We start from the raw sequence: 18129 nt of genomic DNA, 5'->3' as shown, positions 1-18129 counted from the left end.
GAATGGTTATTTAGAACAATTATAAATAACCAATCACTCTGCAAAAATACCGAACAAGTCTCGTGTATACAAATGAATCATCACCAGTTTCTTGATATGGTCATTGACAAATTCTTTCAAGACATTTTGAACCTCTATCTTTGCGGCCCTCAAATGGCATTATTATGGAAAGAACAGAACTGGCAGACTTGGGAGAATTTGGTTTAATCGACCATTTATCTAAGCACGTTGAAGTTTCTCACCCCTCTACACTTAAGGGAATAGGGGACGATGCCGCAGTAATTGATGCGGGAGATCATGTGAAGTTGGTCACAACCGATATGCTAGTGGAGGGCATTCACTTTGACTTAAGCTATGTTCCTTTAAAGCATTTGGGATATAAGGCGGCTGTTGCCAACTTTTCTGATGTCTATGCTATGAATGGAACAGTGGAGCAGATGACAGTAAACCTGGCTTTGAGCAATCGGTTTTCGTTAGAAGCCATCGAGGAGCTCTATTCGGGCTTCTTGCTTGCTTGCAATATTTATGGAGTCGACCTCGTAGGAGGAGATACGGTCAGCTCGAAAGGTGGCTTGATGATCAGCATCACCGCAATTGGTCGAGCTCAAAAGGAGAACGTAGTGTATCGCGACGGCGCCAAGGACAAGGAATTGCTCGTTGTTACAGGCGATTTGGGCGCGGCCTATATGGGCTTGCAGGTTTTGGAACGAGAGAAAGCAGTTTATAAGTCCGATCCGAATATTCAGCCCGATTTGAGTGGATACGATTACATTTTGGAGAGACAGCTCAAGCCCGAAGCTCGGAAAGATATTGTGGAACTTTTGGAGAAATTGAACGTCTTGCCAACTTCAATGATTGATGTGTCAGATGGCTTGGCCTCCGAGATTCTTCATCTTTGCAAGAGTTCTAGTGTTGGCTGCTCACTTTTTGGTGAAAAGATTCCGATTGACCCAACCGTTATGACAGCTGCTGAAGATTTTAATCTAGACCCCACCACTTGTGCACTGAACGGAGGAGAGGACTACGAGCTTCTCTTTACGATAAAGCAGGGTGATTATGACAAATTGAAAGGGAATCCGAATTTCACGTTCATTGGCCATATGACCGAAGGTGGATCTGCCCAACTCGTGACCAAAGAAGGACAGGCTGTTGAGCTAACTGCTCAGGGGTGGGATGCTTTTTTGAATAAAGACTCATAAAACATTCTTTAATTCCACCCTTGCTCTAACCGTTTCTTGAAAGGGAACTTTTGAAATATGACTTTCCGCCCAGGCAATGAAGTCAAAGTATTCAAATGCGATCTTTTCATAATTTTCATTTTCAAGGGGCTTAATGCTCTCTACAAAAGTTTCAAAGCATTCTGCTTCGGTTGATTCGGAATTATGCTTTTCGAGATTCTTAGCCAGTTTGAGGAAGTGCTCTTCAAATTTGTACCGCCGCTCTCGAGTATCGAGATATCTCGTGAGGCTTTTGATGATACCGGATAAGAGATCCTTGTTCCCTAGCTCGAAGTGCAGTACAGTATGAAACATTTGCCCGAAGCAAAAGGAATCTTCGGCTTTTTTAATGCTGATTGTATTTAGCAATTCATTGTTCCATTTGAGCGCATCTGCGATCGATCCCAAAGTAAAAAACATGACGGAGAGGCCGTGCAAAAAAGATGCACGCTTCACATCACCGTGCTTGTACTGCCACCTGTCAAGCATCGGCGGAATTATTTCCACCAATTCTTTTCCTCTTGAAGTATTTCCTGATAGGTTGCATATGGCCAACTCCAATTCATAACTATCTGAGAATATTCGGTATTCGATATGTTCAGTGGGAGTGATTTTCAATTTTTCAGGTAGCGCCCTGCTTTCTTCAAGAAATCGTTTAACATCATCGAAATGATTGAGCTTAGCTGAAACATAGATTAGATTGGTAAGCACAGAGTGATACAGAATTGGCTCCTCCGCAATCAGGTGAAGGTGTTCCTCAATCAGTGCTAGATTATGCAGAAGCGCATTTTTACATCTTTCATAATCGCCTGTCCGGAAATAGATGGCACTTTCTGTGTGGTAGATGAGGTGATTGGTGTCGAACGCTTCTGATTTCCGCTTGAATTTACTCAACGTCTTAAGATCGGGTGCACTGCTTTCAGCCATTTCAGGACTTCTTGCTTGCCCCATCCTGAAGAGTTCTTCAAAAACAGCCGCCTTTATTTTCCAAAGCTCATTTCCCAATGACAATTCGGACAATAATTTATTTTGGTTATTGTACAATTCAGGACACTTTTCTTCGTGGTGTCGAACTTCTATCAGTTTCTTTTTCCATTTGATAATGCGAAGCTGGACAATTTGCTTTTCATACTTCTCAGCGATTTTTTCCGCTGTGGCTAAAACGCGGGAGCACTGGTTGTAGAGTGTTTTTTGAAATAGAATTTCGACATAGTGCAGGTATCGTTGAAGCTCTGCCTCTACAGAACTTTCAGCATAATAGGCATCCAGAGATCTGAGAATTTGATGATACAGCCTATTCTTAGCAATTGAGAAGTGTTTTACGAAGGGGTTACCTTTGAATTGTTCGAGAATCAATGTTTCATCATATTCTGTTTGATTCTCGATAGCTTGGAAGAGGATGTGGTAGTTGTTTTTCGAATTCCCGGAATGGCGCTCAGCGTAAAGCTTGAAATAGCGCTTTTCGGCAGGAGCCATGGAATGGATTAATTCGTGTACTTGATTTGAGGCTTTATTTGACATATCAATTCACTAGGTGGTGGATTGAGATCAAAATAAAAAAGGCTCACCGATAAAGTGAACCTCAAACAATGAACGGTCGAAACTAATTTATTTAGGATTTCTTCCGTCCGAAGGTCCTGACTCATCATCTCCATCATCATTGATGAGAAGAGGTGTTGGCTCTTCATCTTCTTCAGAAAGAATATCTTGAGCTCCATTTTCAAAATCGCGGAAAGGCGCATCTGTAACTGAAGATGGAACAATGCTCTGAGGAGATTCATCCTCAGGTTTGGTGCAACTAAAGACCAAAGTGAGGCAGAAAAAAAGCGTTATGTACTTGAAAAATCGCATTTCTGATTAACTAAAGTACTTCATCAGCTTTAATTTTCCAAGTTTGGTCCTGCTTAAGTTCAGGAACGGTCGATTTTTTGGGTATTCGGATAACTACTCTGGTTCCTTCTGTATCTCCGGATTTATTCTTTCTCTCGAAAGGCCCGTCAACTTCATATCTTAGCCCTGTCATGTTTTGGTATAGCCTTACTCGATTTAACGTTATATCCATTCCGTGAGAGACGTGAGCTTCACGATGGCTTGATTTATTTTTCAAACTGGTATCTATTCCTACTCCATTGTCATCGATGATGATTTCATAGTTGCCATCTCCTAAAACGATTCGGATAAGAACTTTTCCGTGGGTATCGCTCGGCAAGATCCCATGCCAAATACTGTTTTCCAGAAAAGGCTGTAGCATCATTGCCGGAAGGGTCAGCGCGTCAACATCAATCTCAGGATCAATTTCAATTTCGTAATCAAACTTCTCTTGAAAACGCATTTGCTCTAAGGATAAATAGAGTTTCAGACGTTCCAGCTCTTCTCCTAAACTAGTGTCCATTTGTTGACTACTATCCAGATTTTTTCGAATGAGCTTGGCAAAACTGGTTAGATATCGATTAGCAGATTTTCTATCCTGCATATTGATATAATACTGGATAGAATTAAGTGCATTGAAAATGAAGTGTCTGTTCATACTTGAATTCAACGATTGTGACTCTAGCTGCATCAGTTTTGCTTGTAAGGCCAATTGAAGCCTTTCTCGTTTTTCCCTCTCTTTTTTGAGGCGAGATGAGTAAATGAGGTAGATAACGCCAATGGTAATGCATGTCACAAGGAGGAAAAACCACGGTGTGAGATAAAACGGGGGCTTTACTGAAAGGGCAAATACTGCTTCAGCGATCAGCTCAGGATTATCGACTTGATATGACTGCACGCGGAATGTAAAGTCTCCGTGAGGTAAGTAGGCGTACGTAGCTGATCGGCTTCGAGTTGGGCCAAGCCAATTGTCATCAACGCCTTCTACCATGTAGCGGTAGCGGATCTTCTCAGGATTGGTGAAATAGATTCCGTTGTAATTGAAAGTCAAATAATTTTGACTGTGCTTGAGTTCCGGGTTAATGGGTATGCCGAGCTCAGTTGAAAAACTATCGGCGAGATTTTCCCATTTAACGTCTTCCAGAAATAATTGAATATTTGAAATTTCTACAGAAGGCGAAGCGTATTGCTTTGGTTCTTTTTCAATGTCGAATCGAACCACTCCTTGAGTCGTTCCGAACCAGACCGAAGCCCCATCATTGAAAACAGCATTTTGGTTTGTCTCAGATCCTGAAAGCCCTTCAAATCGAGTATAGTGCTTGGTTGTAATTTTGGATAGTTCTCGATAATTCTCAAGATCAATAGAGAACAGTCCGTTATTTGTTCCTATAAGCATCCTTCGCTCAGTTACAGCGGTCAGAAAGTTTACATTTTTAGCTCCGAAACCACTAGCGAAATTGACCTCTCGAAGGCTATCTCCCTCAGCAGTGATCACAAAGAGACCATCAGAAGTTCCGACCCATAAATTCCTGTAAGCATCTTCACTAATGCAATAGGTAGATGCCTCTGTTGGGATGCTACCAGGAACGATCGTGGCTTTATTACCATTCACTCTCACCAAGCCTATATCGGTACCACAGACTATCTCACCATTGTATTCGGCTATTGCTCGAACACCGCCCATATTCTTTTTCCCGGCGCTGGAAATAATTTCTTCTACTTCAAAATCCGAATTCAAGTAAACGAGACCATTTTCCGTACCCACGAGAATCTCTTTAGCGCTTTTACGATAAATCGATGTGATTCGATTTCCCGGTAGTCCATTTTGCCGATCAAAAATTTGAACTTGGCCATTCTTTTCAAAGAACAGCCCTGAAGAGGTTCCGGCTAATAGACCCTCAGGACTCTTGTTCAAGCACCAGACAGTGTATGATGGCAAAAGCTCGTTAAAAGGATAGCTGACCGCTGTGTCGTCTTTGAGAATAGATATACCTTCATCATAGGTTCCAAGAAGTAAGGAGCCATTTTCGCCTTCAGCTATAGACATCACTAGGTCTGAATTGAGGCCGTTCAAAACGGAATAAGTTTGAAATACCTTACCGGCACTTCTCACTAGCCCCTGACCGTCTGTGCCAATCCATAAGTTTCCTTCTCGGTCTTCGCCGAGAGACTTCACGTTTGCATAGGATAGACCATTTGATTCATTGAAAGTCTCTATCCCGCCATTTTCAAGTTTGGCTAAACCTACTCTGGAAGCAAACCAGTATTCGCCCGAAGGGAGTTCCTCAAAACACCTGATGAAGTCGGTGTTCAGGCCGTCGTCCATAGTGAAATTTTCAATTTCATCCCCTTCGACAAAGAATACCCCGTTTCCAAAAGTCGTGATGACCATCTTCCCATCTGACGCCAATTTGATTTGACTAACGCTGAGATTGGAAAAGACCGTATCGGCAGGGGTAATCGTATCATTCGCAGACTTCAGCATTACGGTTCCCGATCGGGTTCCGATCCACAATTGGTCCTTCTTGTCATATGCAACGCTTCTTACATAATCATCCGGCAATCCATCATTGATAGAAAGGGTACTAAACTCTTTCCCATCCCATCTGATAATGCCGCTGCCGGCAGTAGCCATGTAAAGGATGCCATTTGCACTTTCGGCAAAATCGAGAACTTTTGCCGTCCCGAGTTCTTCGGGGAAAGGGATGCTGGTCACCTTTTGACCTTTTACATAACACAAGGCTCCCGTTGTTCCCACATAAAGTCTAGACCCCTGATAGAAGCAGTTGATTTGATTGTCATTCAGACCATCTTCTTTGCTAAAATTTTTGAACTCAGCCCCGTCGAATCGGCTCAAGCCAGCCATTGTCCCAATCCACAAATGCCCTGATGAATCTTGGGCAATTGCTCGTACCTGAGATTGGGGTAGGCCATCTTCTAATCCATAATTGATGTATGTCGATTTTTGTCCGAAAACAGCAATACTAAAGCAGAAGAAAAAAGAAAGAAATAGACTCCGTTTGATCATTCTTCCGACGAACCTACTATTTCTTCCAGGAATGATTGAAGTTTTCGACGTGAAATCGGCACATATTTATCGTTGCTCATTACGGCAGAATTTCCATCTATTCTGCTAAAGCGAATCAAGTGGTGCTTTACATTTATAATGTGCGATTTATGCGTTCTGAAGAAGATACTTTCGTCTAGTTTTTCTTCGTATACCTTAATGTTTTTGCTACTAACGATGCGCTTTCCACTCGACAAATAAATAAGTGTATAACTCTCGCTTGCTTCTAAATGGACAATGTCTTTGACCGCTATCAACTCGAACCCTTCCCGCATAGGGATAGCAATTTTTTCGTTGTCAGACTTCTTAGAAATTTCCTTTAAAACTTGTCTTACAACGTCGTCGGGATTAGATAAAGTGTTAATTCTTTTTGAAGCTTTTGATACTGCAATTTGCAAGTCGTCAATATTAATGGGCTTCTCCAGGTAGTCAAGAGCCTCAGCTTTTATTGCCTGCAAGGCATATTCATTATGAGCTGTGGTAAAAACAATTGATTTGGGTTTACTAGAGATGCTTTCCAACAAATCGAAACCATTTTCTTTTGGCATCATGATGTCTAAAAACAATATGTCCGGATCGTAATCAGAAAGCTTTTCACGGGCCTCCATAGCGTTGGAAGCGAGTTCAATTTCAGCTATCTCAGGGCAGTAGTCCGAAAGGAGAATTTGGAGATTGTCCCGGCAGAATTTTTCGTCATCTACTATTAAGGCTTTCATAGGCTTGCTTTTTCATGAAGTTATGAAATAGCTTTTTGCTTTATGATTAGGAATTGATGGAATGACCCTCTCATTGAGCCAATGGTAGCTTTGGTTGATTTAAGCCAAACCTTTAATGGCCTCAATCAATTCCTTTTTGCGCTCGCGAGATACCGGTATGCTTTTTCCGGACTTGAGGATTACCGATTGGTCGTCACCGTGAAGAATTTCGCGAACTTCTTTTAGATTAACCATGTATGAGCGGTGTGTTCTATTGAAATAGTCAGGAAGCAGAGCTTCATATACTTTCAAAGTGCGGGTATCTAAATACTGATCACCATCCTTAAAATGAAGAATTGTGCAATTTCCGCTACTTTCTAAATAATCAAGGTCTGAAATTTCTATGATCCGAATTCCCTTTGCGTGATGAATCGTTATTCGTTCGGGTTCCTTATTGTACTCAATCTCTTCTTTTAGATTTTTGAGATTTTCTTGGCTATTGAGGTTTTCGGAGTTGTCACGAGCCACCATTATTCGCTCTACAGATTCTCTTAAGTCAGTTTCATCAATAGGTTTTAAGACGTAGTGCAACGCGCGGCGCTCAAAAGCTCTGATGGCGTAATCTTTAAATGCAGTTACAAATACAACTTGGAATGATTCCCCCTCAAGCTTTTCTAATAGGTCGAATCCTTCGGCTCCAGATGGCATCCTAATATCCAGAAAAACCAAATCGGGTTTTAATTCATGAAAGATCCTTTCGGCAGTGGGAACACCATCTGCTGTTCCAACTACATCAATTTCAGGCGAGCTTTCTTCAATCAAAAACTTCAGATTCTCTCTGGCGTGAAGTTCATCGTCTACGATTAAGGCTCTTATTTTATCTCCTTTGGTTTCCAAGATTTTGCGGATTGTTTTCCGATGATTGGCTCATAGGGCCCGTTCCTTTTTTGGACCTGAATGAATCCCTAAAGTTGACATAAATTTAAGATGAACAAAAACTTAAAGCTTATGATTTCTTCTTTACCTAACTCAAGTATTTCAATAGAATCAACAGACTTTGAGTCCAGATGGATTTTTTCTGATCGATAATCATTCAGAGAGAGCGGATAAGCGCTCTCTGAAATATCCCTTGTAACTCATTTGAAGTCAATTGCGTAGAACCCTCCGATTGGAATTAATCGGAATATGTTAGATTTTCAAACCAGAATTAAATTAGACGTAGACGAAGAAACATCCACCCTTAAGGTTGAATACCAACCGGTATCTTCTCCTGCGATTTACGATGTTTGCGATATACAAGGAAGGATTCTACAAACCGGAGAAATTTCTTCAGCCCAAACAAGCATTAATCTTAGAGGGCTTGATCAAAACCAATATGTTCTGTTAATCTTAGATGGTGACAGAGCTTTCACTGAAAAAATTCAGCTCACTCCAAATTCTTAGGCATTCATTAGCGACTCAATTTCGTCAGCCTCAATTGGAATATCTTTCATCAGATCGATATATCCATCCTCGGTAATAATGATGTCATTTTCCAGACGGATACCAAGATTTTCTTCTCTGATATAAATCCCGGGTTCTACGGTAAAAGCCATGCCGGCTTCTATCGGCTCAGTCCATAATCCAACATCGTGTACATCCAAACCAATGAAGTGAGAAGTGCCATGCATAAAGTACTTCTTATAGGCAGGCATTGCAGGATTCTGATTATCCACCTCTTCTTGAGTAATGAGCCCCAATTTGATTAATTGTGTCTCCATCAAATCGCCGACTTTCTTGTGATAGTCTGCGAGGAAAACCCCTGGTTTAAGAAGCTTTTTAGCTTCCTTCATTACATGTAGCACCGCATTATAAACGTCTTTTTGCCGTGGAGTAAATTTTCCGTTTACAGGAATAGCCCGGGTCATATCGCTGGCGTAATTTCCGTATTCACAACCCACATCCATCAATATCACCTCACCGTCTTTGCATTCATTTTCATTGCTGATATAATGCAAAACGCAAGCGCTGAATCCTGAGGCAATAATGGGCTCATAGGCAAAACCCCTTGATTGTTGACGAAGAAACTCATGCATAAATTCTGCTTGAATTTCGTATTCTTTAACTCCCGGCTTTACAAATTTGAGAACTCTTCTCAGGCCATCTTCGGTTATATTACAAGCGCGTTGCATTTGCTCAATTTCCTCTACGCTTTTAATGGATCGAATTCTATGCATGTGAGGTGCAAGCCTACCGTAGTGGTGCAATGGGTATTCTTCTCTGATCCATTTGGAGAACCGCTCTTCTCTTGTCACTGTTTCAATGGATCGGCGAGTGTGCTCATTGGATGGAAGCAAAACCGTTTCAGCTTCAGACATAAGAGTTTTTAAAACCGTTCCGAAGTTGTCGACCCACATGATGGTTTCAATTCCCGTGAGATCCTGAGCTTCCTGCTTGCTCAATTTTGCTCCTTCCCAAATGGCTATTTCAGGACTGGTTTCTTTCAGAAATAAAATCTCTCGATGCGCCTTATTATGAGCGCTAGGGAAAATCACCAGAATTGATTCTTCTTGATCTACTCCCGTTAAATAGAGTAAATCGCTATTCTGGCGAAAGGGCATATTCCCGTCAGCATTGGTGGGGAGAATATCGTTCGAGTTGATGATGGCCATCTCACCGTCTGACATTCGGTCAGTTAACTTTCTTCGATGATTGATATATGTTTTTCCAGAGAGTGGTTGGTATCTCATGACGTCTTCTTCAGTTTTTCCAAAAGTAAACTTTACGATTTAATCGATGTTTAGTAGTTGCGAAGATTGTATCCGCGTAGAATGAGTTTAGATAGTGCTAAGTTTTACATTATTCCTTTCGTACACTTACATTTGTCCCTAAATTTTGAACAACTGCTTTTACCATGAGTAATTCTGCATTGATAAAATCCAGCCTGGCAAAAAAGTATTGGATGGCCTTTACAGGTCTCTTTTTATGTCTTTTTTTAATAGGTCACTTAGCCGGTAATCTCCAGCTTTTTGTAGACGGCTATGCCGCCAAGCTTCAGTTTAACCAGTATGCCGTCTTTATGACCACCAATCCTGCTGTGAAGCTTTTGAGTTATGTCGTTTATTTGAGTATCATTTTCCATGCAATTGACGGACTGGTACTTACAATCAACAATAGAAAAGCAAGACCGCAGGGCTATGCCAAAACAAAGCCATCGGCCAATTCGATGTGGAGCTCAAGAAACATGGGAATCTTAGGAACGATTATTCTCGCTTTTATCGTTTTTCACATGCAAGACTTTTGGTATGACTACAAGTTTGGCGAAATGCCATACATGACTAGCGAAGACGGAAGCGCTATGCTATTAAAATCTGGTGAGGAAATAGTGGGAGCTACTGTGAATGCCAATTACGAAGTGGTTTCATCGAGTGGAAAAGTACTTGGCCCGGTGATGAAGGATTTGCACAAAGAAGTAATGGTCGCGTTTCAAGAGTGGTGGATTGTATTGCTCTATGTCATCGGTGTTGCAGCAATCGCCTTTCACTTGTGGCATGGTTTCGAGAGTGCTTTTACCTCCCTCGGAGCTAAAACGCCGAAGGTTGAATCTGCCATTCAAAAGGCTGGATACGCTTTTTCGATACTGGTTCCACTGGCCTTTGCCGCCATCCCAATTTACATTTATCTAATTTTTTAAGTTTTTCGTCATGACAAAGCTAGATGCTAAAATACCTAAGGGTCCGATTGATCAGAAGTGGACGAATCACAAAAACAATATTAAACTGGTTAATCCAGCCAATAAACGACTAATCGACGTTATCGTTGTTGGAACAGGATTGGCAGGAGGAGCCGCAGCCGCATCACTCGCAGAGATGGGTTACAACGTGAAAGCGTTTTGTTTCCAAGATTCTCCAAGAAGGGCGCACAGTATTGCCGCTCAAGGAGGGATCAATGCCGCAAAGAATTACCAGAATGACGGCGACAGTGTTTACCGTCTGTTCTACGATACGATCAAAGGTGGCGATTATCGTTCTCGCGAAGGAAACGTTTATCGATTGGCTGAGGTTTCTACCAGCATTATTGACCAGTGCGTTGCTCAAGGAGTTCCTTTTGCACGTGAGTATGGAGGTCTTTTGGACAACCGATCTTTTGGAGGGGTTCAAGTATCAAGAACATTTTACGCTAAAGGGCAAACGGGGCAGCAACTGTTGCTGGGAGCCTACTCGGCGATGTCTCGCCAAATTTCCAAAGGAAAAATCACCATGTACAACCGTCATGAGATGATGGATGTAGTGAAAGTAGATGGGAAGGCACGTGGAATTATTGCTCGCAACTTGGTGACGGGCGAGATCGAAAGACACGGTGCTCATGCAGTAGTTATTTGTTCGGGTGGTTACGGAAACGTATTCTTCCTTTCTACAAACGCAATGGGATCCAATGCTTCTGCTTCTTGGAAAGTTCATAAGAAAGGGGCCTTTTTTGGAAACCCTTCTTACACACAAATTCACCCGACATGCATTCCTGTTTCGGGAGACCATCAGTCGAAATTGACTTTGATGTCTGAGTCGTTGAGAAACGATGGAAGAATCTGGGTTCCCAAGAAAAAAGAAGATGCTGAGGCCATTCGCCAAGGCAAAATGAAGCCTGTCCAATTGGCTGAAGAAGATCGCGATTACTACCTCGAAAGAAGGTATCCCTCGTTTGGAAACTTGGTGCCACGTGACGTTGCATCTAGAGCTGCCAAGGAGCGTTGCGATGCCGGTTTTGGTGTAAACCAAACGGGAGAAGCCGTATTTCTCGACTTCGCGGCTTCATTTGAGCGCTACGGAAAAACGGAAGCCAAAGTGCACGGTTTGGAAAATGCTTCCAAAGAAGAAATCATCAAATTGGGTAGGAAAGTAGTTGAGTCGAAATACGGAAATCTCTTTGAGATGTACGAAAAGATTACCGACGACAATCCTTACGAAACCCCAATGAAAATATACCCAGCCGTTCATTACACCATGGGTGGTATTTGGGTAGATTATAATTTGATGACGACTATCCCCGGTTGTTATGCATGCGGTGAAGCCAACTTTAGCGATCACGGTGCAAATAGGCTTGGAGCATCTGCTTTGATGCAGGGATTGGCCGATGGATACTTCGTATTGCCTTACACGATTGGCGATTATTTAGCCGACGATATTCGAACAGGAGAAATTGACACCAATTCGTCAGAATTCGCGGCAGCGGAAAAAGAAGTGAAAGATAGCTTGCAAAAGCTGATTGATATCAAGGGAAACAAAACGGTAGATTACTTCCACAGACGTTTAGGTAAAATCATGTGGAATGATTGCGGAATGTCTCGTAACGGCAAAGATTTGAAACGAGCGATGGAAGACATTCGCGCCTTGAGGGATGAATTCTGGAGTGACGTGAAAGTACCGGGAGAGCTTAACGACATGAACTTGGAGTTGGAAAAAGCATCTCGTGTTGCTGACTTCCTTGAACTGGGCGAATTGATGTGTCAAGACGCCCTCGATAGAGAAGAGTCGGCTGGAGGTCACTTTCGTGAAGAGCACCAAACTCCCGAAGGAGAAGCTCTACGAGACGATGAGAATTTCACATTTGTGAGCGCCTACGAATACACGGGTGATCCCGGAAAAGCTACTTTGCACAAAGAACAACTCGAGTTCGAAGCCGTTGAAGTAAAAACAAGAAGTTATAAATAACCTGTTTGGTCAGGTCAAAAGATAAAAGCATGAACTTAACACTAAAGGTTTGGAGACAAAAAGGGCCGGAAGCAAAGGGAAGCATGGAAACATACCCTGTTTCTGATGTGAGTCCTGACATGTCCTTTTTAGAGATGTTGGATGTGTTGAATGAAGAATTAGTTGAAAAAGGTGACGTGCCGATCGCGTTCGACCACGACTGTCGCGAAGGCATCTGTGGTTCATGCAGCCTTTACATCAACGGACAGGCACATGGCCCTATGCAAGGAACGACAACTTGTCAATTGCATATGCGTTCTTTCAAAGACGGCGATACCGTGTTCATCGAACCATGGAGAGCAAAGGCCTTCCCGGTGATCAAAGACTTGGTTGTAGACCGTTCGGCTTTTGACCGAGTGATTCAAGCTGGGGGTTACGTTTCTGTAAATACCAGTGGAAATACGCTTGACGCAAACGCTATCCCTGTGCCGAAAGAAGACGCGGACATGGCTTTTGATGCTGCTACATGCATCGGTTGTGGAGCATGTGTGGCTACGTGCAAGAACGCCTCGGCGATGCTTTTTGTATCAGCCAAGGTATCTCAGCTATCGTTGCTTCCTCAAGGAGAAGTAGAGGCCAATGAGCGTGTGAAAAACATGGTAGCCCAAATGGATAAGGAGGGATTTGGTAACTGTTCCGTTACAGGAGCCTGCGAAGTAGAATGCCCGAAAGGCATCAGCTTGGAGAACATTGCGCGGATGAACCGCGAGTATTTGAAAGCAAATGTTTCTCCAGGGAAATAAATCCAAATTACGATATTCAAAGGCGCTTTCTGGCGCCTTTTTTTATGAGCGAAGAAGACGAAATACTCGACCTTAAAAGAAAGCCACGTCAAGGACTAAATGTCTATTTGGTTTATGGAGCCTCCCTGGTTTTTTTCATTTACTGGTTCCTTTCTGACTACTTGCGCTGGCCTTTCGGCGAACCCGCTCTTTTATGTGGTATGATCTTATTATTGATCGCCGCGGTGATCAGGCTCAGGAGATCTGAAGAAAAGCGGCTTACTGCCTATGCCTATTTTGTGGGCAGAGTGATTCTAATCGTTGGGGTTTTCTTGCACATAGTAGGCTACCCCAAAGCTGAATATTTTTTGTGGACTTCATTTGTCTTATTTGGAGTGGGGCTTTTGGGGCTCTATGTTGGCAATAGAAATTAAGCGTCGTACATCTTCAAAATACCCTTTAAATCTTCCAATGTATTTGCCTCTTCCGGCTTTTTATCGAGTCGCCTTCTCAGTATTCGCGGAAAGCGCAATGCAATCCCTGATTTATGTCGAGTGCTAGGGGCGATTCCCTCAAAACCTATTTCAAAAACCAGTTCCGGTTTAACGCTTCTAACGGGTCCAAATCGCTCAATTGTATTCTTCTTGACGAATTGGTCCACCAGCTGCATTTCCTTGTCCGTAAGGCCGCTATAAGCCTTCGCGAAAGGAACGAGTTCTCCTTCTTTCCAAACGGCAAACGTATAATCTGAGTAAAGATTGGCTCGCCTTCCATGACCGCGCATCGCATAAATCATTACTGCATCAATGCTCATTGGGTCTACCTTCCACTTGTACCAGTCTCCTCGTTTTCGTCCGACTTTATAACTGCTATTTTTTCGCTTGAGCATCAGTCCCTCACTTAGCACTTCTCTGCTTTTTTCTCGAATTTCAGCCGCTTCTTCCCAAGACTTTGGTTGGATTTTTTCACTAATTAATAAAGTATCAGCCGCACTGTTTTGGACTATTTCTTCCAGTATCGCTCGCCTTTCTTCCATTGAGGATTCCCGCAAGTCTTTCCCGTCTTTTTCCAGAACGTCATAAGCGATCATCACCACGGGAGAGTCTTCCAATATTTTTTTAGAAACCTGCTTTCGCCCTATTCTTGTTTGTAGGTGATTGAATGTTAAAGGAAAGCCATCTTTAAAACCCATAATTTCTCCGTCAATCACACAATCAGTTGGAAGAAAGTCTTTCAATTTTTCCAATTCGGGAAAACGCTCTGTGACCAATTCCTCTCCGCGGCTCCAAACGAAGATTTCTCCCTCGCGCAGAATCATCTGACCGCGAATTCCATCCCATTTGTACTCGATTTGCCAATCATTCACATCCCCCAAATTCTCTGGAACTTCTTCCAAAGGGTAGGCTAAATAAAAAGGGTAGGGGCGAGAAAGATTCTCGTTTTCATCGGGTTCTACCAGCAGCTTTTGGAAAGTGGTATTCTGTGGACTCCAATCACCCATCAAACGGTGTGCGATGAGGTTTTCTTCTTCTTCAAGATGTCTCGACAAGGCACGTACGATCAGCTTTTGTGAGACTCCAATTCGGAATCCTCCCGTCATGAGTTTGTTGAAGACAAATCGCTCGGTCTTGTTCATTTCCGCCCAAGCAGAGAGGATATAAGCCTTCACTTGCTCTTCTACCAATGATTTCAGGTTTAGAAGATCAATCATCCGATCATCCAGAGATTTGTCGCTCGTCTCTTTTACATCAGGTAAAATGAGAGCAACGGTCTCAGCCAAGTCGCCCACCACGTGATACGACTCTTCGAGCAGCCACAATGGCACGCCCGATACCTCTGCCGCCCACTCTCTGAGAAAGCTGGTTTTCACGGGGCGTTTGGGTCTTTTTCCGCTAAGGAGAGCAACGAACCAAAGTTTATCTGCATCGGTAGCAGCATTCAAGAAAGCCACCATTGAATCCAATTTGTCATTGGTCTTTGTGGTAGCATCTAGTGCCAGAATCAGTTCTCCGAAATCCTTCATTCTGATTCCTTGTCTTGGTTTGTCCCTTCTCCAATTTCTGAGAGTTCGCCTTCGTATTCTGTAATTACAGGCTCGGCGTCTATGCCTTGCGAATTGAGCCAATTGGAAAAGATATTGGTGTAGCCGTGAGTTACATAGACCTTTTCAGCTTCCGAAGCTTCTACGGCCTGATTGAGTTCGTTCCAATCGGCGTGATCGGAGAGAACAAAGCCACGATCTACATTACGACGGCGACGGGCTCCACGCAGCGACATCCATCCTGAAGCCGTTCCGACTTTGTAGGGTTTGAGTTTTTTCATCCAAGGCGATCCGAAGGCAGATGGGGGCGCGATGATCAATGCGCCACGGTATTTTTCTTTCGGTGTCTCCTTGGTAATCAATTCAGTGTGGGGAAATATAAGCCCTGCTTTTTCCAGTGCCAAGTTGCTGTTGTGGATAGCGCCATGAAGGAGTATAGGGCCGATTGACGCGTCGATTGAACACAGCATGCGTTGCGCCTTTCCAAGGGAATATCCGAGGAGAACCGACGCCAATCCCTGTTCTCGGTTTGTGCGCCACCACTCATTGATTTCGCTAAAAACTTCTTCCTGTGGTTTCCATTTATAAACGGGCAGACCAAAGGTGGATTCAGTAACCAGACTGTGGCATTTAACAGATTCAAAAGGAGTGGATATTCCATCGTCAATCAATTTGTAGTCTCCTGTGATGACCCAAATTTCACCTTTGTATTCGACCCTAACTTGAGCTGATCCAGGAATATGGCCTGCCGGGAAAAGGGAAACACTAACGCCATTCATTTTGCGAACCTCCCCGTATTCTATGCCCTCTACGTTTATCTCGCCTAGGCGATGTCGCATTACAGGAATACTTTGATGGTGGGTCAGGTAGTTCTTCATCCCCCACCTGGAATGATCAGCATGGGCATGAGTAATTACCGCCTTATCAACGGGCCGCCAAGGATCGATGAAGAAGTCTCCTTGCGGACAGTAAAGTCCTTTGTCGGTAAATTCGATGAGACGCATAAGTGGTTAACAGGTCAAAGGCTGTTTAGTTGGTTTATATTTATGCCTTTGTGTAGTTTCGAAAAAAAAGAAATTGATGAACGAAAAGTACAATTCTGAAAAAGCACCTGAACCCGTTGGTCTATATCCGCACGCAAGAAATGTAGGAAATCTCCTTTTTCTTAGTGGAGTAGGCCCAAGGGAAAGAGGGACAAAAAAAATTCCCGGTGTAGAACTCAATGAGGACGGAACGATTCAAAGCTATGACATCGAAGCACAATGTCACTCGGTATTTAAAAATGTACGCCTCATTTTGGAAGCCTCGGGATCTTCTTGGGCCAATTTGGTAGATGTCACTGTTTTTCTCACCAATATGAAAGATGACTTCAAGACCTACAATAGGATCTACGCTGAATATTTCAAAGACAATCAACCCTGCAGAACAACTGTCGAGATTAACTGCCTACCGACACCGATCGGGATTGAGCTTAAATGCATTGCCACATTAAACGACAAATAGCCATGTCTACTTACAAAGCATTAGTGATAAGGGAAGAAGGGGAGAAGTTCTCAAGAAGAATAGAAGAAGTTCCGTTTGATTTTCTTCCTGAAAACGAAGTGCTGATCAAGGTTTCTTATTCCGGACTTAATTACAAAGATGCCCTTTCAGCTTCAGGTCACAGGGGCATTACAAGAAAGTTTCCGCATACTCCGGGAGTAGATGCTTCGGGTATAGTTGAAAAGAGTTCTTCTCCTGATTTCTCGGTGGGTCAAGAAGTAATCGTTACCTCATTTGATTTGGGAATGAATACCAAAGGCGGATTCGCAGAGTACATTTCCGTCCCTTCGGGCTGGGTAGTTCCATTGCCGGAAAGCTTATCCCTGAAAGACGCAATGATCATGGGAACGGCTGCTTTCACCGCTGCCTTGGCGCTGCACAAAATGGAGATGTCTGGACAAAACCCCGAGATGGGAGAGCTAGTGGTAACCGGAGCTTCGGGCGGAGTGGGGTCCATGGCCGTGGCCATTTTGGCAAAGCGTGGATATAGGGTGATCGCTTCTAGCGGAAAGCAAGAGCATTATGCTTGGTTAAAAAGTGTTGGAGCCAAAAGATGCATCAGTCGTGAAGAGGCAAGTGATGAATCAGGAAAACCACTTCTTTCTGCAAAATGGGCAGGAGCGATTGATACCGTTGGTGGAAACACCCTGGCTACTTTAATTAAATCCTGCGGAAAAGAAGGATCAATTGCAGTATGTGGTTTAGTAGGCTCTCATGAATTGCAAACGACCGTATACCCTTTCATTCTAAACGGGGTGAATATTCTTGGCGTGGATAGCGCAGAAACGCCGATCGAATTGAGAAAGAGGATTTGGCACCTTCTTGCCACTACCTATCGCCCCGACGGATTAAGTGAAATGTGTAAAATAGTTTCTCTTGAAGACATTCCTGACTATATGGAAGAAATCTTGGGTGGTGAGACCTCCGGGAGAATAGTGGCTCAAATAGGATAAAAAAAAGGGTGCCCGTATGAGCACCCTTTTCAACTAACCAATAAAACTACTATGAAGATGCATGGGTAACCACTCCCATACATTGTTTATACATCTGTCGGGGAATTAACCCCCATGCTGATGGAGCATTTAACGTTTATTTGGGATTATTTGCTCGTTGATCGAACCTTATCCCATTTGTTTTTGAATTTCTTGTTTTGGGCTTCTACATAATACTCATCCCAAAGAGGAGTCATGCCACCGTAAATCTTGTTGGCCTTAAGATTCATTCTGATTTTGTTGAGTTCTTTAAGCATG

The 18129-nt window shown here is 43.1% G+C and carries 17 protein-coding genes; 8 read left to right on the top strand and 9 right to left on the bottom strand.

Translation table 11 applies throughout. The features are described from left to right. Positions 1 to 164 precede the first annotated feature (164 nt). On the top strand, positions 165 to 1199 hold the full coding sequence (gene thiL, locus O3Q51_16395) for a thiamine-phosphate kinase (GenBank protein ID MCZ4410397.1): 1035 nt from the start codon (positions 165 to 167) through the stop codon (positions 1197 to 1199). Here thiL and O3Q51_16390 read toward each other — a convergent pair. From O3Q51_16390 to O3Q51_16370, 5 genes are all read right to left on the bottom strand, one after another. Then, entirely contained in the window at positions 1194 to 2738 is a 1545-nt protein-coding gene (locus O3Q51_16390) for a hypothetical protein (GenBank protein MCZ4410396.1), read from the bottom strand. The two genes, thiL and O3Q51_16390, sit on opposite strands and share 6 nt — an antisense overlap. Positions 2739 to 2825: 87 nt before the next feature. Further along, entirely contained in the window at positions 2826 to 3068 is a 243-nt protein-coding gene (locus tag O3Q51_16385; GenBank protein MCZ4410395.1) for a hypothetical protein, read from the bottom strand. Positions 3069 to 3078: 10 nt separating this feature from the next. Beyond that, positions 3079 to 6114, bottom strand: coding sequence for a histidine kinase (locus O3Q51_16380; GenBank protein ID MCZ4410394.1), 3036 nt, complete (start codon positions 6112 to 6114; stop codon positions 3079 to 3081). After that, the gene (locus tag O3Q51_16375; protein MCZ4410393.1) at positions 6111 to 6869 is read right to left on the bottom strand and encodes a LytTR family DNA-binding domain-containing protein; all 759 of its coding nucleotides are present in this window, start codon (positions 6867 to 6869) and stop codon (positions 6111 to 6113) included. Before O3Q51_16375 ends, O3Q51_16380 begins: the two co-directional genes overlap by 4 nt. 99 nt (positions 6870 to 6968) lie before the next feature. Further along, on the bottom strand, positions 6969 to 7745 hold the full coding sequence (locus tag O3Q51_16370) for a response regulator (GenBank protein MCZ4410392.1): 777 nt from the start codon (positions 7743 to 7745) through the stop codon (positions 6969 to 6971). 288 nt (positions 7746 to 8033) lie between these two features. Here O3Q51_16370 and O3Q51_16365 point away from each other — a divergent pair, with 288 nt between their 5' ends. Further along, a complete protein-coding gene (locus O3Q51_16365; GenBank protein MCZ4410391.1) occupies positions 8034 to 8291 on the top strand; it encodes a hypothetical protein in 258 nt (85 codons plus the stop codon). Here O3Q51_16365 and O3Q51_16360 read toward each other — a convergent pair. Continuing rightward, positions 8288 to 9577, bottom strand: a complete 1290-nt coding sequence (locus O3Q51_16360; GenBank protein ID MCZ4410390.1) for an aminopeptidase P N-terminal domain-containing protein — start codon at positions 9575 to 9577, stop codon at positions 8288 to 8290. The two genes, O3Q51_16365 and O3Q51_16360, sit on opposite strands and share 4 nt — an antisense overlap. Before the next feature lie 164 nt (positions 9578 to 9741). On the opposite strand from O3Q51_16360, the gene O3Q51_16355 reads away from it, so the two are divergent. Genes O3Q51_16355 through O3Q51_16340 form a run of 4 tightly spaced genes read left to right on the top strand, consistent with a single transcriptional unit; the run spans position 9742 to position 13730 of the window. After that, entirely contained in the window at positions 9742 to 10521 is a 780-nt protein-coding gene (locus tag O3Q51_16355) for a succinate dehydrogenase cytochrome b subunit (protein ID MCZ4410389.1), read from the top strand. 10 nt (positions 10522 to 10531) lie between these two features. Beyond that, positions 10532 to 12535: a fumarate reductase/succinate dehydrogenase flavoprotein subunit gene (locus O3Q51_16350; protein MCZ4410388.1), complete on the top strand. Its 2004-nt coding sequence runs from the start codon at positions 10532 to 10534 to the stop codon at positions 12533 to 12535. A gap of 29 nt (positions 12536 to 12564) precedes the next feature. Beyond that, on the top strand, positions 12565 to 13317 hold the full coding sequence (locus tag O3Q51_16345) for a succinate dehydrogenase/fumarate reductase iron-sulfur subunit (protein MCZ4410387.1): 753 nt from the start codon (positions 12565 to 12567) through the stop codon (positions 13315 to 13317). 44 nt (positions 13318 to 13361) lie between these two features. After that, positions 13362 to 13730 (top strand): hypothetical protein, encoded by a 369-nt coding sequence (locus O3Q51_16340; protein ID MCZ4410386.1) that lies wholly within the window; start codon positions 13362 to 13364, stop codon positions 13728 to 13730. On the opposite strand, the gene O3Q51_16335 is transcribed toward O3Q51_16340, so the two are convergent. Both O3Q51_16335 and O3Q51_16330 read right to left on the bottom strand, forming a co-directional pair. Further along, complete coding sequence (locus tag O3Q51_16335) at positions 13727 to 15319, bottom strand: ATP-dependent DNA ligase (protein MCZ4410385.1); 1593 nt, start codon at positions 15317 to 15319, stop codon at positions 13727 to 13729. The genes O3Q51_16340 and O3Q51_16335 overlap by 4 nt on opposite strands. Further along, positions 15316 to 16341 (bottom strand): ligase-associated DNA damage response exonuclease, encoded by a 1026-nt coding sequence (locus tag O3Q51_16330; protein MCZ4410384.1) that lies wholly within the window; start codon positions 16339 to 16341, stop codon positions 15316 to 15318. Before O3Q51_16330 ends, O3Q51_16335 begins: the two co-directional genes overlap by 4 nt. A gap of 76 nt (positions 16342 to 16417) precedes the next feature. Between O3Q51_16330 and O3Q51_16325 the strand changes: the two genes are divergently transcribed. Next, a complete protein-coding gene (locus tag O3Q51_16325) occupies positions 16418 to 16840 on the top strand; it encodes a Rid family hydrolase (GenBank protein MCZ4410383.1) in 423 nt (140 codons plus the stop codon). 2 nt (positions 16841 to 16842) lie between these two features. Beyond that, positions 16843 to 17832 (top strand): YhdH/YhfP family quinone oxidoreductase, encoded by a 990-nt coding sequence (locus O3Q51_16320; GenBank protein ID MCZ4410382.1) that lies wholly within the window; start codon positions 16843 to 16845, stop codon positions 17830 to 17832. A gap of 146 nt (positions 17833 to 17978) precedes the next feature. Here O3Q51_16320 and O3Q51_16315 read toward each other — a convergent pair whose 3' ends face one another. Further along, on the bottom strand, positions 17979 to 18128 hold the full coding sequence (locus tag O3Q51_16315; protein ID MCZ4410381.1) for a hypothetical protein: 150 nt from the start codon (positions 18126 to 18128) through the stop codon (positions 17979 to 17981). Between the last annotated feature and the right edge of the window lies 1 nt (position 18129).

Source organism: Cryomorphaceae bacterium 1068, from assembly GCA_027214385.1.
Taxonomy (GTDB): domain Bacteria; phylum Bacteroidota; class Bacteroidia; order Flavobacteriales_D; family Cryomorphaceae; genus JAKVAV01.
This window is presented reverse-complemented; position numbering and strand designations above follow the sequence as displayed.

Coding starts and splice junctions, on each gene's coding strand:
- O3Q51_16330 (MCZ4410384.1), bottom strand. CDS start 16,341: ATGCGTCTCATCGAATTTACCGACAAAGGACTTTACTGTCCGCAAGGA.
- O3Q51_16315 (MCZ4410381.1), bottom strand. CDS start 18,128: ATGCTTAAAGAACTCAACAAAATCAGAATGAATCTTAAGGCCAACAAG.
- O3Q51_16390 (MCZ4410396.1), bottom strand. CDS start 2,738: ATGTCAAATAAAGCCTCAAATCAAGTACACGAATTAATCCATTCCATG.
- O3Q51_16320 (MCZ4410382.1), top strand. CDS start 16,843: ATGTCTACTTACAAAGCATTAGTGATAAGGGAAGAAGGGGAGAAGTTC.
- O3Q51_16350 (MCZ4410388.1), top strand. CDS start 10,532: ATGACAAAGCTAGATGCTAAAATACCTAAGGGTCCGATTGATCAGAAG.
- O3Q51_16375 (MCZ4410393.1), bottom strand. CDS start 6,869: ATGAAAGCCTTAATAGTAGATGACGAAAAATTCTGCCGGGACAATCTC.
- O3Q51_16360 (MCZ4410390.1), bottom strand. CDS start 9,577: ATGAGATACCAACCACTCTCTGGAAAAACATATATCAATCATCGAAGA.
- O3Q51_16365 (MCZ4410391.1), top strand. CDS start 8,034: ATGTTAGATTTTCAAACCAGAATTAAATTAGACGTAGACGAAGAAACA.
- O3Q51_16355 (MCZ4410389.1), top strand. CDS start 9,742: ATGAGTAATTCTGCATTGATAAAATCCAGCCTGGCAAAAAAGTATTGG.
- O3Q51_16345 (MCZ4410387.1), top strand. CDS start 12,565: ATGAACTTAACACTAAAGGTTTGGAGACAAAAAGGGCCGGAAGCAAAG.
- O3Q51_16335 (MCZ4410385.1), bottom strand. CDS start 15,319: ATGAAGGATTTCGGAGAACTGATTCTGGCACTAGATGCTACCACAAAG.
- O3Q51_16380 (MCZ4410394.1), bottom strand. CDS start 6,114: ATGATCAAACGGAGTCTATTTCTTTCTTTTTTCTTCTGCTTTAGTATT.
- O3Q51_16340 (MCZ4410386.1), top strand. CDS start 13,362: ATGAGCGAAGAAGACGAAATACTCGACCTTAAAAGAAAGCCACGTCAA.
- O3Q51_16325 (MCZ4410383.1), top strand. CDS start 16,418: ATGAACGAAAAGTACAATTCTGAAAAAGCACCTGAACCCGTTGGTCTA.
- thiL (MCZ4410397.1), top strand. CDS start 165: ATGGAAAGAACAGAACTGGCAGACTTGGGAGAATTTGGTTTAATCGAC.
- O3Q51_16385 (MCZ4410395.1), bottom strand. CDS start 3,068: ATGCGATTTTTCAAGTACATAACGCTTTTTTTCTGCCTCACTTTGGTC.